The 12,749-nt window shown below is 72.9% G+C and carries 10 protein-coding genes; 5 read left to right on the top strand and 5 right to left on the bottom strand.

Annotated features, from left to right (window positions below; genetic code table 11):
* Positions 1-23: 23 nt before the first annotated feature.
* Together FED44_RS24750 and FED44_RS24745 are read right to left on the bottom strand one after the other, a co-directional pair.
* Complete coding sequence (locus FED44_RS24750) at positions 24-1,724, bottom strand: asparagine synthetase B family protein (protein WP_117408988.1); 1,701 nt, start codon at positions 1,722-1,724, stop codon at positions 24-26.
* 102 nt (positions 1,725-1,826) lie between these two features.
* Entirely contained in the window at positions 1,827-3,092 is a 1,266-nt protein-coding gene (locus FED44_RS24745; RefSeq protein ID WP_138462219.1) for an ATP-binding protein, read from the bottom strand.
* 316 nt (positions 3,093-3,408) lie between these two features.
* On the opposite strand from FED44_RS24745, the gene FED44_RS24740 reads away from it, so the two are divergent.
* The 4 genes from FED44_RS24740 (at position 3,409) to FED44_RS24725 (ending at position 9,130) form a co-directional block, all read left to right on the top strand.
* The gene (locus tag FED44_RS24740) at positions 3,409-5,436 is read left to right on the top strand and encodes a glycosyltransferase family A protein (RefSeq protein WP_138462218.1); all 2,028 of its coding nucleotides are present in this window, start codon (positions 3,409-3,411) and stop codon (positions 5,434-5,436) included.
* Between the two features lie 97 nt (positions 5,437-5,533).
* Entirely contained in the window at positions 5,534-6,232 is a 699-nt protein-coding gene (locus tag FED44_RS24735; RefSeq protein ID WP_138462217.1) for a DALR anticodon-binding domain-containing protein, read from the top strand.
* Positions 6,233-6,373: 141 nt separating this feature from the next.
* Positions 6,374-7,780: a diaminopimelate decarboxylase gene (gene lysA, locus FED44_RS24730; RefSeq protein WP_396699235.1), complete on the top strand. Its 1,407-nt coding sequence runs from the start codon at positions 6,374-6,376 to the stop codon at positions 7,778-7,780.
* Between the two features lie 42 nt (positions 7,781-7,822).
* Positions 7,823-9,130 carry a homoserine dehydrogenase gene (locus FED44_RS24725; RefSeq protein ID WP_117408983.1) on the top strand — a complete coding sequence of 436 codons (1,308 nt, stop codon included), beginning with the start codon at positions 7,823-7,825 and terminating at the stop codon, positions 9,128-9,130.
* A 67-nt stretch (positions 9,131-9,197) separates the two neighbouring features.
* On the opposite strand, the gene FED44_RS24720 is transcribed toward FED44_RS24725, so the two are convergent.
* From FED44_RS24720 to FED44_RS24710, 3 genes are all read right to left on the bottom strand, one after another.
* Complete coding sequence (locus FED44_RS24720; RefSeq protein WP_138462216.1) at positions 9,198-9,518, bottom strand: hypothetical protein; 321 nt, start codon at positions 9,516-9,518, stop codon at positions 9,198-9,200.
* Positions 9,519-9,620: 102 nt separating this feature from the next.
* Positions 9,621-9,983, bottom strand: coding sequence for a GntR family transcriptional regulator (locus FED44_RS24715; RefSeq protein WP_117408981.1), 363 nt, complete (start codon positions 9,981-9,983; stop codon positions 9,621-9,623).
* Positions 9,977-10,954, bottom strand: a complete 978-nt coding sequence (locus FED44_RS24710) for a hypothetical protein (RefSeq protein ID WP_138462215.1) — start codon at positions 10,952-10,954, stop codon at positions 9,977-9,979. Before FED44_RS24710 ends, FED44_RS24715 begins: the two co-directional genes overlap by 7 nt.
* Before the next feature lie 181 nt (positions 10,955-11,135).
* Between FED44_RS24710 and FED44_RS24705 the strand changes: the two genes are divergently transcribed.
* Complete coding sequence (locus tag FED44_RS24705) at positions 11,136-12,677, top strand: glycosyltransferase family 39 protein (protein ID WP_138462214.1); 1,542 nt, start codon at positions 11,136-11,138, stop codon at positions 12,675-12,677.
* Positions 12,678-12,749: the final 72 nt, after the last annotated feature.

The following is a 12,749-nucleotide window of genomic DNA, read 5'->3' as shown; positions in this document are numbered from 1 at the left end:
GTAACCCCTATAGGGGTGAGCTTCTACGACGGGGTGGGTACGGCGGCCGCGGGACGGAGGCTCCAGGGTGGGGTGAGGTCGCCGAGCAGGTCTTCGTAGTCGGTGAGCCACGCCCCGAACGCCACCAGCGCCCGCAGCCAGAACCGCGAGTTCCACGAGCCGAAGGCGGTCAGCGCGTCCGGTCCGGCGGCGACCGCCTCCAGCATCTGGGGCGACATCAGGCCCGGGATTTCCGTGGCTTTGACCAGCATTCTGTGGTTCCACTCGCGGGCGGCCGGGCCGTTCGAGCGCAGCGGCACCCGGCGGTTGGGCAGCAGCGGCGTGTTCGTGGACGGCAGCGCGGCCACCCGGGGGTTGGCGGCCCGCAGGACCTCCCGGTAGAACTTCCCGCCCTCCTTCGCCGCGACCGGCACCGACAGCGCCGCGTCGAAGAACTCCGGGTGCAGGAACGGGAAGACCGGGGTGGCCTCGGGGCCGACGAGGTTGACCGGGGAGCGGGCGATGCCCCGCACGGTCCGGGTGTGGAGCACGCTCAGCGGCAGTTCGGCCCGGTGGCCGTGCAGCATCGAGGTCGCCCGCGTGAAGGCCGCGCCCACCCGGTCGTCCATCCACGCGGCGGCCCGCTCGCCCAGCACGGGGATGTGGGCGTCGCCGGTCGCCAGCGCCTTCAGCAGCGCCGCGCGGCGGGACGCGCCCGTCCCCGCGCCGACGGCGTCCGCCGTGATCAGGAAGTTCTTCATCAGCGGACCGCCCGCGAGGCCGTCCACCAGCGCCCGGCCCGCCCCGTGCACCTCCCTGGCGAAGGGGGAGTACCAGGCATGGTGGCTGGTGAGGTACTCCAGGCGGCGGGCCGCCCACAGCGCCTCGTCGGGGTACCTCTCCGGGTACTGCGGGACGATCCGGTGGGGGATGCCGAGCTCACGGGTGATGTAACGGGCGAAGTCGATGTCGTGGTCCAGGCCGTCGTCGGGGCTGGTGGTCCACGACTCGACGTCCATCTTCCGCGCCATCGCGACACTGGCCAGCAGCCGCGAGTCGTACCCGCCGCTCACCGGCACCAGCACCCGCTCGTACGGCGCGAGGGCGTCGTGCAGCAGCGTGACCAGGTCGCCGGCCGTCACGCCGCGGTCGACCGGCTCCTCCCGCACCCAGCGCGGCGCGCGCCGGTCGACGCGGAGCGTGCGCTCCCGCCGGGACCAGGTCAGCGCGGTCGCGCCCGGCAGGCGCCGGATCTGGCGGTACGGCGTGTCCTCCAGCAGCGGGTAGGTCAGCCGCAGGATCGCCGCCCACGCGTCCCAGTTCACCTCGTACGGCCGCCGGGCCAGCGCGAGGAGCGGCTCGATGAGCGAGGAGAAGTAGACCGCGTCCCCGTCGGCGAGGTAGTAGACGTCGATCAGGCCCAGGCCGCCGGTGTGCAGGACCACCGTCTCCGGACCGTCCACCAGCCCCGGGGTCTCGTACGTCTCCGCGACCCGCAGCCACGCGTTCGCGCCCGGCGCGGCCTCCGGCCGCCGGCCCTCCCAGGCGTACGCCGTCGCCTCGGGACCCGACGCGTACGGCGCCAGGGGGGCGGAGGCGAGCAGCGCGGCCTCCGGTGCGGTGTGCGCGGCCTGGACGGCGGGCCCCGAGCGTGCCAGCAGGTCGAGCCTGGCCTGCTCGTAGGGGCCGACGGCCCCGCAGACGTACGGCCTGGCCTGGAATCGCGGCCACTCACCCTTGCGCACGGTTTGCCCTCCCTTGAACCGCAGCCGAGTCTACGGACCTCCCGGCCCCGGGGCACCGCCTTCGGTGGCGTGGGTCAGCCGGTCCTGGGCCCGGACCGGCCGTCAGACCTGCCAGAGGGCGCTGACCGGCACCGCGCGCATGCGTGGGCCGAAGGGAAGGGTCTGCGTGCCGGTGTAGAGGACGACGCCGGCCACGAAGTCGTCGCCCAGGCGGTCGGCGAGGTGCCGCAGGCCACGGAAGTCGTCGGCGCGTACGGTCGAGGACGCCTTGACCTCGACGCCGACGACGCGGCCCTGCCGGTTCTCCAGCACCGCGTCGACCTCGACCTTGTCCTTGGTCCGGTAGTGGAAGAGCTCCACCCGCTCGTCCGACCAGGTGAGCTGGCGGGCGAGCTCCATGAGAACGAAACCCTCCAGCAGCGGCCCGAACTGACCGTCGGGTCGTACCAGGCTCCTGGCGTCGGTGCCCAGCAGGTTCGCGGCCACGCCGGAGTCGACGAAGGCCACCTTGGGGGTGCCGACCGCTCGGTTGCTCAGATTGCGTGACCAGGCGGGGACGCGCTTGATCAGGAACACTTCTTCGAGCAGGCCGAGATAGCGGTTGACGGTCGCGGTGGACAGCCCCACGGCCCCACCGAGAGAGCTGCCGACGAGCAACTGTCCCGACCGGGCGGCCACCGACCGCACCAGGGCGCGCATCTCGGCCGTCCGCTCGATCTCCGACAACTGACTGACGTCTCGGGCGATGAGGTCCGAGACATACGAGTCGAAGAAGCGCTCGCGCCTGCGCGCATTCTCACGTGCCACCGCCTCGGGGAAGCCGCCCCGCACGACCCGTTCGGCGTAATCGGCGCGTGACAGCGTGGACGTGTGACGCAGGTTCTCGCCTTCGGCGAAGACGACGTCCACGAACCCGTCCGGGGTGCCGTCGATCTCGCCCTGGGAGAACGGCCACAGCTCGATGGTCTCCATACGCCCGGGCAAGGTGTCGGGAAGCGCCCGCAACCCCAGCACTCGGGCGGATCCGGTGAGCAGGAAGCGTCCCGGCCGGGGATCGCTGTCCACCTGCTCCTTGATGGCCAGCAACAGCTCGGGCACCCGCTGGATCTCGTCGATCACCATAAGGTCGGGAAACGCCACGAAACCCGCCGGGTCCTCCTGCGCCGCCTGTCGTGCGACGAGGGTGTCCAGGTTGCGCCATTCCGCGGTCCTCCCCTTCGCCAGGAGGCGTACGAGCGTGCTCTTGCCGCTCTGGCGGGCGCCGTTGATCAGCACCACACGCGTGTCGCTCAGCGCGTCCGCGGCGGGCTTTTCCGCATGCCGGGGGACGACGCGGCCGAGAGGGGTCTGCGAGGTGCTTCTCACCATCTCAGGATGACACGTGAGGGCGGTCACGTGAAACGTTGGTCGCATGATCGGTGAAAGATTGGTCGCAGATGTCGTGGTCGCCTGGTCGCATAGCACCTGAACCGCTGGCCGGGAGTTACCTGAACAATCGGCCGCATGATCGCTGAAAGATCGGTCGCGGGTTCGCTGGCGGAGTGGTCGCGGGGTGTGCGGTCGTCCGGTCGCCGGTGAAGATGATTCGCCGAGGGACGAGGCGTCGCCTCCGGCTGAGAATGATCAGGGGGTTCTGCGAATATTGTGACTTGCGTCCTGATGGCCTACCGCGGAGTCACCCCTTATGAGCGAGCTGAGCGAATCGGCAGCCGGACAGCCTGAGCGGAGCGACCCGGCGGCGCTGCGGCGGGCGCTGGCGGAGGCGGTGGAGCGGGCGGCCGGAGCGGCGGAGCTCACCCGGCTGATCGCCGACTACCAGCGGCGGCTGGAGGAGGTGGCGCGCGCGGAGGCCGAGGCCGTGACGAAGACGCGCGAGGCCGAGGCGCGGCTCAAGACGGCGGAGCGGCAGAACAGGCAGCTCGCCAAGCAACTCGCCGAGCAGCGCTACCAGACCGAGGTGGCCAACTGGAAGCTCGCCTCGCTCCAGGACAGCCGGTGGAGCAAGCTCGGCGACGCGATCCACAGCAAGAACCCCGGTTCGGTGGCCAAGACGCTGAAGGCGCCGACCAGGAAGCGCCCGGCGCCCAGACGCTCGGACTTCAAGCCGGAGATCCCCGTCGTCGACGAGGCGAAGGCCATTCCGGCCGCGCCCCAGCCGAAGCCCCCGCAGGTCTCCGCGCCGCTCGCCGAGCACTTCGTCGTGCCCAAGGGCCCGACGGCGCGGCCGTACATGACGGTCGCCGCGATCGTCGACCGGCAGACCGAGGCGCTGCTGCGGTACGAGTGGCGGCTGGTGACCAACTTCGGCCCGGACAACTGGGAGGCCATGCTCGACCAGCAGCGGCCGCACGTGCTGTTCGTCGAGTCCGTACGGCCCGGCCCGCGCCAGGGGAACGGCGGACGCTGGCTGGAGGCGCTGGCCGGGGAGACGCGGGCGCTGCGTCACCTGGTGGCGGCCTGCCGCAAGCGCGGGATCAAGACGGTCTTCTGGCACTCAGGAGGCGCGGTGTCGCGGGGGGTCCCGGCGGCCGAGCACTTCGAGTGGGTGCTGACCACCACCGAGGCCCGGGCCCGTGAGTGGCGCTCGGCGCTGCGGCACGACCGGATCGGCGTGCTCCCGCACGCGATCCAGCCCCGGGTGCACAACCCCATCCCGGCGGAGGGCGGCCGTACGGGGGAGATCGTGACCCTCGGCACCGTCACCCCTCCCGGCGACGGATCGGCCGCCTGGAGGCCTCTGGCCGGTCAGGGCGACGACGACACGCCGTACGACGACGTGCTGACGGCCTACCGGCAGCCGGCCCTGGTGATCGCGGGCGCCGACGCCGAGCCGAGGACGATAGGAGAGGTCACGGCCTGCGGCACCCCGGTGCTTCAGGTGCGGGCCGGGGCCAAGGGTGAGGAGATCGTCGCGGCGGCCGAGATGTTCATGGCGGACGCCGAACGGCTGGCCAGGGAGGCCCATCTGGCCTGGCGGGCCGGCGCCGGCGTGACGCCGCTGCTCGACCCGATCCTCGACACGCTGGGCGTGCCCAGCGTGCGGGGCAGCGGCGTGATCACGGCGGTCGCCGCGGTCGCCGGTCAGGCCGAGCTCGACCACCTGCTCGCCCAGGTGTCCCGCCAGATCGACCGGCCCGGCCAGCTCGTGATCGTCGCGGAGGGCCTGGACGCCGGGCTGGTGGACAAGACCGTCCGCCAGGCGTGCCCCGGCCTCGACGTCGTGGTCCGCGTCACCGAGGAGCCGATCACCCGGGGCGCCGCCCTCGACCGCGCCGTCCGGCTGGCCGACGGCGACCACGTGGCGGTGCTCGACCCCAGGGACCTGTACGGCGAGCACTACCTGGCCGACCTCGTCCGGCACTTCGCCTCCACCGACGCCGAGGTGCTGGGAAAGGCGTCCTTCTACGCGCACCTGCCCGGAACCGGGGCCACGCTGCTCCGCCAGCCGGGGGCCGAGCACCGGTTCCTGCCGGAGGTCGCCGGGGGCACCGTCCTGGCCCGCCGCCAGACCCTCACCGACCTCGGCCTCGCCGACGTCTCGGAGGAGTGGGGCGAGGTCCTGATGCGGCAGTGCCGTACGGACGGGGTGCGGGTCTACTCGGCCGACCGCTACTCCTACGTCTGCGTCCGCGACTCGGCGGAGGGCGCGCTGCTCTCCTCGGCGCGCCTGGAGGGGTACGTCCCGGCCGAGCCCCTCGCCCTCCTGCTCTGACCGCCCCCGGCTCCGGCGTTAGGCTGGCGGCGATGACCACCGCCGGCCATGCCGAACGAGACCACGGGAGCCGGACGCCGCCCGTGGAGGCCGGCGAATGATCGTCGGGGCGCTGGCCGCCGTCCTCGGCTCGCCGCCCGTGCCCCAGGGGTCGTGGGAACGGGAGGCGACGTTCGCCTCGGCGGCGGCGCTGCGGGGGAGCGGCGCGCCCGCGAAGGAGACGGCGGAGCGGCTGGCCGGACGGCTGCGGGCCGTCCCGGGGGTCGGACGGGTGGATGTCCGGCCGAACGGCTTCCTCGTCATCGCCGTCACCGGACCGGAAGACGTGCTCGACGACGTCCCGCCCGCCGCACCCGTGGAGACGGCCCCGTCCCGCCCGGCGGACGGCGCGGGGCCGTGGCCGGACTTCCCCCGCACGTGGGACAACCCCGGCTTCGCCGTCAGGTACGCGTACGCGCGGGCGGAGGCCGTACGGCGCTGGGCACGCGATCTCGGTGTCACGACCGGGGCCGCCGTGCGCCCCGGACGGCTGACCGGCCCGTACGACCGGGCGGTGCTGCGGGTCCTGGCGGAGCTGCCGAGCAGGCGGGAGAGCCGTGATCCGGGCTGGCCGGCGTATCTCGAACGGCTGGCCGCGGCCTACCACGACGCCTTCGAGCACGCCTCGCCGATCCCCCGCGGCGACGAGGAGCCGTCGGACGTCCACGCCGCGCGGGTGCGCATGGGGGACGCGGTGCGCGCGGTGCTCGCCACGGGCCTGCGGGAACTCGGCCTCACCCCGCCTCGCCAAATCTAGGGCTGCAAAATGTGAGCAAAACCAGAAGACGGCCGGAAACAGTACGCACGATGACCTGGGATGCAGAATATCTTCCACACGTTGTCTCGCAGGGTGAGCAGCGGGCGCGGGAGAATCGCCGGGTCGGCTAGCCTCGTGCGGGTGAGTCGATTCGCCCACCCAGCCGGCGACCTGCACGCCGCCTCCACGATCGTCGCCGTGACCGCCGGACCGCCCGAGGAGCGTCCGCCGCACACGCCCGCCGACCTCAACGCGCTCGAACCGGCCATCTGGCCGCGAACGTCGGGCCGCACCGGCGGAGCCGTCACCATCGGCGGCATCGACGTACGCGACCTGGCGAAGGAGTTCGGCACACCGCTGTACGTCGTCGACGAGGAGGACTTCCGCTCCCGCTGCCGCGAGTACCGGTCGGCCTTCCACGACGGAGAGGTCCACTACGCGGCCAAGGCCTTCCTGTGCCGGGAGGTCGCCCGCTGGATCGACCAGGAGGGGCTCGGCCTCGACGTGTGCAGCGCGGGCGAGCTCGCCGTCGCGCTCAGCGTGGGCTTCCCGCCCGAGCGGATCACCCTGCACGGTAACAACAAGTCGCTCGCGGAGCTGGAGCGGGCCGTCCAGACCGGCGTCGGCCACATCGTGGTCGACTCGTACGAGGAGATCGCCCGCCTCGGCTTCCTCGCCGAGAAGCACGGCGTACGGCCCAAGGTCATGATCCGGGTGACCGTCGGGGTCGAGGCGCACACCCACGAGTTCATCGCGACCGCCCACGACGACCAGAAGTTCGGCCTGTCGCTGAGCGGCGGCGCCGCCGCGGAGGCGGTGCGCCGCATCCTCGCGCTCCCGCAGCTCGAACTGGTCGGCCTGCACTCGCACATCGGCTCGCAGATCACCGACGTCGGCGGCTTCGAGGTCGCCGCCCGCCGTCTCGCCACCCTGCTCGTCGACATCAAGGAGGAGCACGGCGTCGTGCTCCCCGAGCTGGACCTCGGCGGCGGATACGGCATCCCGTACGTCACGGGCGACGAGTCCCTGGACGTCAAGGTCATCGCGGACGGCCTGCGGGAGATCGTCACCAAGGTCTGCGAGGCGGCCGGGCTCCCGGTGCCGCGCCTCACGGTCGAGCCGGGCCGCTCGATCGCGGGCCTTTCCGGCGTGACCCTGTACGAGGCCGGTACCGTCAAGAACGTGGAGGGCCTGCGCACCTACGTGAGCGTCGACGGCGGCATGAGCGACAACGTCCGCACCGCGCTGTACGGCGCGGAGTACACGGCGGTGCTCGCCTCCCGCGAGAGTCAGGCGGCGCCGATGCTGTCGCGCCTGGTCGGCAAGCACTGCGAGAGCGGCGACATGGTCGTGCGCGACCTGCACCTGCCGGGCGACCTGGCCCCCGGCGACCTGATCGCCGTCGCCGGCACCGGCGCCTACTGCCGGTCCCTGGCCAGCAACTACAACTATCTGCCCAAGCCCGCCGTCGTCGCGGTGTCCAACGGCCAGGCCCGGGTGATCATCCGCCGGGAGACCGAGGACGACCTGCTCAGGGGGCAGCTGTGACCAGCCGCCGCCGGCGGTCCGGCGGCGGAGCGAGGAGGGGTCGTGAGTAACGCCAAACCGGCGCTCGGGGTCGCGCTGCTGGGCTGCGGCGTCGTCGGGTCGCAGGTCGTGCGCCTGCTCGGCGAGCAGGCCGACGACCTCGCCGCCCGCGTCGGAGCGCCGCTGAGGCTGGCCGGCGTCGCCGTGCGCAGGCTGGGACGCAAGCGGGACGCCGACGTCGACCCCGCGCTGCTCACGACCGACGCCGAGGCCCTCGTCACACGTGACGACGTCGACATCGTCGTCGAGGTGATCGGCGGAATCGAGCCCGCCCGCTCGCTGATCCTCGCCGCCATGGCGCGGGGCAAGTCGGTGGTCAGCGCCAACAAGGCGCTGCTGGCCGAGGACGGCGCGACGATCCACCGGGCCGCCCGGGAGAACGGCGCCGACCTGTACTTCGAGGCGAGCGTGGCCGGGGCCATCCCGCTGCTGCGGCCGCTGCGCGAGTCGATGGCCGGTGACCGGGTGCGCCGGGTGCTGGGCATCGTCAACGGCACGACCAACTACATCCTCGACAAGATGGACTCCACCGGCGCCTCGTTCACCGACGCCCTGGAGGAGGCCCAGGCGCTGGGGTACGCCGAGGCGGACCCGACGGCCGACGTCGAGGGCTTCGACGCCGCGGCCAAGGCCGCGATCCTCGCGGGCATCGCCTTCCACAGCCGGGTGACGGCGGCCGACGTCTACCGTGAGGGCATCACGGACATCACCGCGGCCGACGTCGCCTCCGCCAAGGGCATGGGGTACGTCATCAAGCTGCTGGCCATCTGCGCCCGCTCCGACGACGGCCGGTCGGCCGGCGTCCGCGTGCACCCCGCCATGATCCCGAGGTCCCACCCCCTTGCCGGGGTCCGGGAGGCGTACAACGCCGTCTTCGTGGAGGCCGAGTCGGCCGGGCGGCTGATGTTCTACGGCGCGGGCGCGGGCGGCGCGCCGACCGCCAGCGCCGTGCTGGGCGACATCGTCGCGGTGGCCCGCAACCGCCTCGCCGGCACCCGCGGCCCCGAGGAGTCGACGTACGCCGACCTCAAGGTCCACCCGATGGGCGACAGCGTCACCCGCTACCACGTGTCGCTGGACGTGGCGGACAAGCCCGGCGTGCTCGCCCGGGTGGCCGACATCTTCGCCCGGCGCGACGTGTCGATCCAGACGGTGCGGCAGGAGGGGCGGGGCGACGACGCCAGGCTCGTGCTGGTCACCCACCGGGCCAGCGACGCGGCCCTGTCCGGCACGATCGAGGATCTGCGCGAACTGAACACCGTCCGGGCGGTCGCCAGCGTGATGCGCGTGGAGGGCGACGAGGCGCCCTGAGCGGTCGTACGACCGCGGAGGCCGCCGCCGCTCCCGGCGGCGGCCCGTCGGGGACCGGGTCGGCCGGTCAGAGGGTCACCTTGGCGATCTGGTCGACGTAGTCCTCGGCGAACCACAGCGCGTCGTCCGGACCCGAGGTGATGCCGACAGGGCCCGAGGTGCCGGTCGGGATGTTCAACTCGGTCACGGTCGGAACCCGCGTGGTGTCGCCGGACCGGAACGGCCGGACGGGCGGGGGTGGCCGCTGGACGGGACACCGCATGTGCCGGTGCTCCGGCATCCGCTTCAGCTTCTTGCAGATCAGCACCCACGGGGGCAGCGGCTTGGGTCGCTGGCCCGGAGCGGCGGCGGTGGCGGGCGGGCCGCTGAATAACGGCGCGGCCGTCACAGAGCCAGCGCCATCGCCGCGAGTGGACGGCGGAGGTGTCGTGAGAAGCGGGGCATGGCATCCCTTCGGCTGAGCGGAGATATCGGCCTCGTGGACGGCGGGTCAGCGGTCCGCCAGGGCTCGGCGGACCGCGTCGAGGGCCTCCTCCTCGGAGGCCCCGAGCTGCCGCACGGCGCCGGCGAACTCTTCGGCGGCCTCGCGCAGGTGCAGGCGACCTCCCTGTGCGGCGAGTTCCGTGATCGTCGCAGCACGGCCCCGGCGCAGCTCGACCAGGCCCTCGTCGCGCAGTTGCTGGTAGCCGCGCAGCACGGTGTGCAGGTTGATGCCGAGCGCGGCGGCGACGGCCCGCGCCGAGGGCAGCTTGTCGCCGGGGACCGCCTCGCCCCTGGCGACCGCCCCGCGCACCGAGGCCGCCACCTGGTCGGCCAGGGGCTGGACAGAGGACGGGTCGACGACGATCAGCATCCGGTGCCTGCCCGCATGCGGGTAGGGGTCCCGTTTACCAGAGCCGCGGCGGCCTCGGCGTCCCGGGCCGAGTAGAGGAACTCCCGGCCGTCGGTGAGCCGCAGCGCCAGCACCGGACCCCCGCCGCCGACGTAACCCCATCCTCTGCTGCCGCCGAGCATGCCGCCGAGCCCACTGCCGGACGTCTTCTTCCGCACCGAGGCGAAGACCACCGCTTCGTACGGCACGGCCCGCCGCAGCCCTCCGAGCCAGGGCAGGCTCACCTCCACGCCCCGTCCGTCGATCCGGAGCCGGCTGCGGGCCTGCAGGATCAGGAAGATCCCCAGGAGCGCGGCTATCGTGGTCGCCTGCCAGCGCTCCGCGAAGTCGGGCGCGGAGAACCAGGCGAGGGCGAGGAACACCGCCCCCTGGAACAGGGTGAGACGGTTCCAGCCGGACACCGCGTAGACGGCCCGCTGGCCCGGCGCCAGCGAGAGGAGCGGGACGTCCGGAGGCGGCGTGCCGTACGCGGGCGCGGCAGGGGGCAGCGGCCCCGACAGACGCCAGGCGGCGATTCCCGCGAGAACCGCCAGCACTATCTCCGTGGGAATCGCCCAGGACGGCTGGGAAGCCGGGCCGTCCGCGTCGATGAGCGCCGCCACCGCAACGCCGTTCCCCGCCGCCGCCAGGACGCTCTGGCTGAAGCCGAAGACGGCCAGCAGGCGCTGTAGCTCCGGCCAGCGCTGATAGTGCGTGAACATGGCGACGAACACCACCTCGGCGAACACTATGGGGAACAGCGCCATTCGCAGCCATCGGCCCCATTCGGAGCCGTGCTCTCCTGTGGCACCCGGAACGTACGTCAGGTGGGGCAGCCGGTCCCGGAAGACCGCGAAGAGCAGCAGCGGAACGAGAAGGATCAGGGGCGGCGACGCCAGGGTCAGGATCAACCGACGGAGCCAACCGGCGTCGCGGTGCGGGTAGCCGTTCATGGGACCACCTCCGACTGTTTGCATATGACTATAACAATCAAACAGTTTGTGTCCCATCCCGCCTTCGGAATCCGTCCGGCGGATGCCCTCGGGGGACCGGCCTCTGAGGCACGACTCGATCCGGTAACGACCGGTTGGATCTTCGCGGCGGTGGAAACGGGATGACCCTAGTCTCGTAGAAATGATCGCTGCCTCGGGGGAGAGCGCGGTTACGGGCGAGGCGGCCCGTACTGCCGACGACGGCGCGGCCCAGGCCGCGACAGGATGGTCCGGACGGCCCCGGCGAACGCGGTGGACAGGGCGAACGCGGTGGACGCCGCTCGTCGCGGGCGTCGTGACCACCGGCGTCGCCGTGTCCGGCGGTACGGCGTCGCTGTCGGGCGACGAGGTGGCGACCTACAGCGCCGCGGTGGCCCGGCCGCTGAGCGGCCTGCTGGTGCTCGTCCAGCACGTCGACGGCCACTTCCTGCCCTACTACCTGCTCATCCACCTCTGGTCCTTCCTGGGCGAGGCCGAGTGGTGGCTGCGCCTGCCGTCGGCCCTGGCGGCGGGCGTCGCGGCCGGTTTCCTGGCCGACCTCGGCCGCAGGCTCGCCGGTCCGCGGGCCGGGATCGTGGCCGCCGCGTTGTTCGCGGTGCTGCCGTCGGTGTCCTTCCACGGAGCGAACGCCCGGCCGTACGCGTTCGCCGCGGCGGCGGCCGTCGTCTCGGCCTGGGCGCTGCACCGGGTCGCCGAGTCGCCCACCTGGGGCCGGGTGGGCGGGTACGCGGCGGCGGTGGCCCTGCTCGGCTGCACGCACCTGTTCTCGGTCCTGGTGCTCCCGGCCCAGTTCCTGGCCGCCCTGCTCGCGCTGCCAGGCCGTATGGCGTGGACCAGGGTCGTCCCCGCGATGGCGGCGGGGTGCGTCCCCGTCGTGGTTCTCGGGCTGGTGGGATGGGGTGAGCGGGCCGCGATCAGCTGGATTCAGCCGCACGGGCCGGAGGTGCTGCTGAAGGTGCCCAAGCACGTCGCGGGCTCCGACCTCGCCGGTCCGGCGCTGTTCGCCCTGGCCGTCGCGGGGGTGCTGATCCTGCTGCGCGCGTCCGTCCCCTGGGGTGTGCTCGTCGGCGGATGGCTCGTCCTCCCGCCGCTGCTGCTGCTCGTGGTCGACGCGCTGGTGACCCCCGCCTACGTGGACCGCTACGTGTTCGTCGCGGCGCCCGCCCTGGCGCTGTCGGCCGGCGTGGCCCTGGCCTCCGTGCGCCCGGCCGCCCTCCCCGCCGCGCTGGTGGCCGTGCCCTCCGTACTGGCCGTCGCGTCGCTGGGGCTGCCCGCGCAGGCCGACTACCGGCGGCAGAACGGCCACTACGAGGACTTCCCCGGAGCGGTGGAGGTGATCAGGGCGGAGCTGCGCCCCGGCGACGCCGTCGTGTACGGCCAGAGCAGGCTGCGCACCGGCTTCCGCTACTACGGCCGTGACGGGCTCCCTGACGACGTGCTCCTCGCGGGGCCCGGCCCGGCCTTCGAGTACGCGGAGAAGCCCGGCCTCGCGGACGCCCTGGCCGGGCGCCGCCGGGTCTGGGTCGTCTGGCGGGGGACGAAACAGGCCGGCCTGGAGGGTACGAAGATCCGGCGGGTGGCGGCCGTACGCGCGGCGGGATATCGCCTGTCCACCGCCTGGCACTCCGCCGAACTCCCCGGTCTCACCGTCGCGCTGTTCGAGCGGGGCCGGGGCGGAGACTGACCGCCGGGGCGATACCCGATCGTCAGGGTGACGGCAAAGTAATTGCCCGATGCAAGTAAAGTCTTCGCCTAT

The sequence above is a fragment of the Microbispora triticiradicis genome, from assembly GCF_005864065.1.
Taxonomy (GTDB): domain Bacteria; phylum Actinomycetota; class Actinomycetes; order Streptosporangiales; family Streptosporangiaceae; genus Microbispora; species Microbispora triticiradicis.
This window is presented reverse-complemented; position numbering and strand designations above follow the sequence as displayed.

Bases quoted from the DNA above. Each gene is read 5' to 3' on its own strand.
- FED44_RS24745 (WP_138462219.1), bottom strand. From the start codon at position 3,092: ATGGTGAGAAGCACCTCGCAGACCCCTCTCGGCCGCGTCGTCCCCCGG.
- FED44_RS24740 (WP_138462218.1), top strand. From the start codon at position 3,409: ATGAGCGAGCTGAGCGAATCGGCAGCCGGACAGCCTGAGCGGAGCGAC.
- FED44_RS24735 (WP_138462217.1), top strand. From the start codon at position 5,534: ATGATCGTCGGGGCGCTGGCCGCCGTCCTCGGCTCGCCGCCCGTGCCC.
- FED44_RS24715 (WP_117408981.1), bottom strand. From the start codon at position 9,983: ATGCTGATCGTCGTCGACCCGTCCTCTGTCCAGCCCCTGGCCGACCAG.
- FED44_RS24710 (WP_138462215.1), bottom strand. From the start codon at position 10,954: ATGAACGGCTACCCGCACCGCGACGCCGGTTGGCTCCGTCGGTTGATC.
- FED44_RS24705 (WP_138462214.1), top strand. From the start codon at position 11,136: ATGATCGCTGCCTCGGGGGAGAGCGCGGTTACGGGCGAGGCGGCCCGT.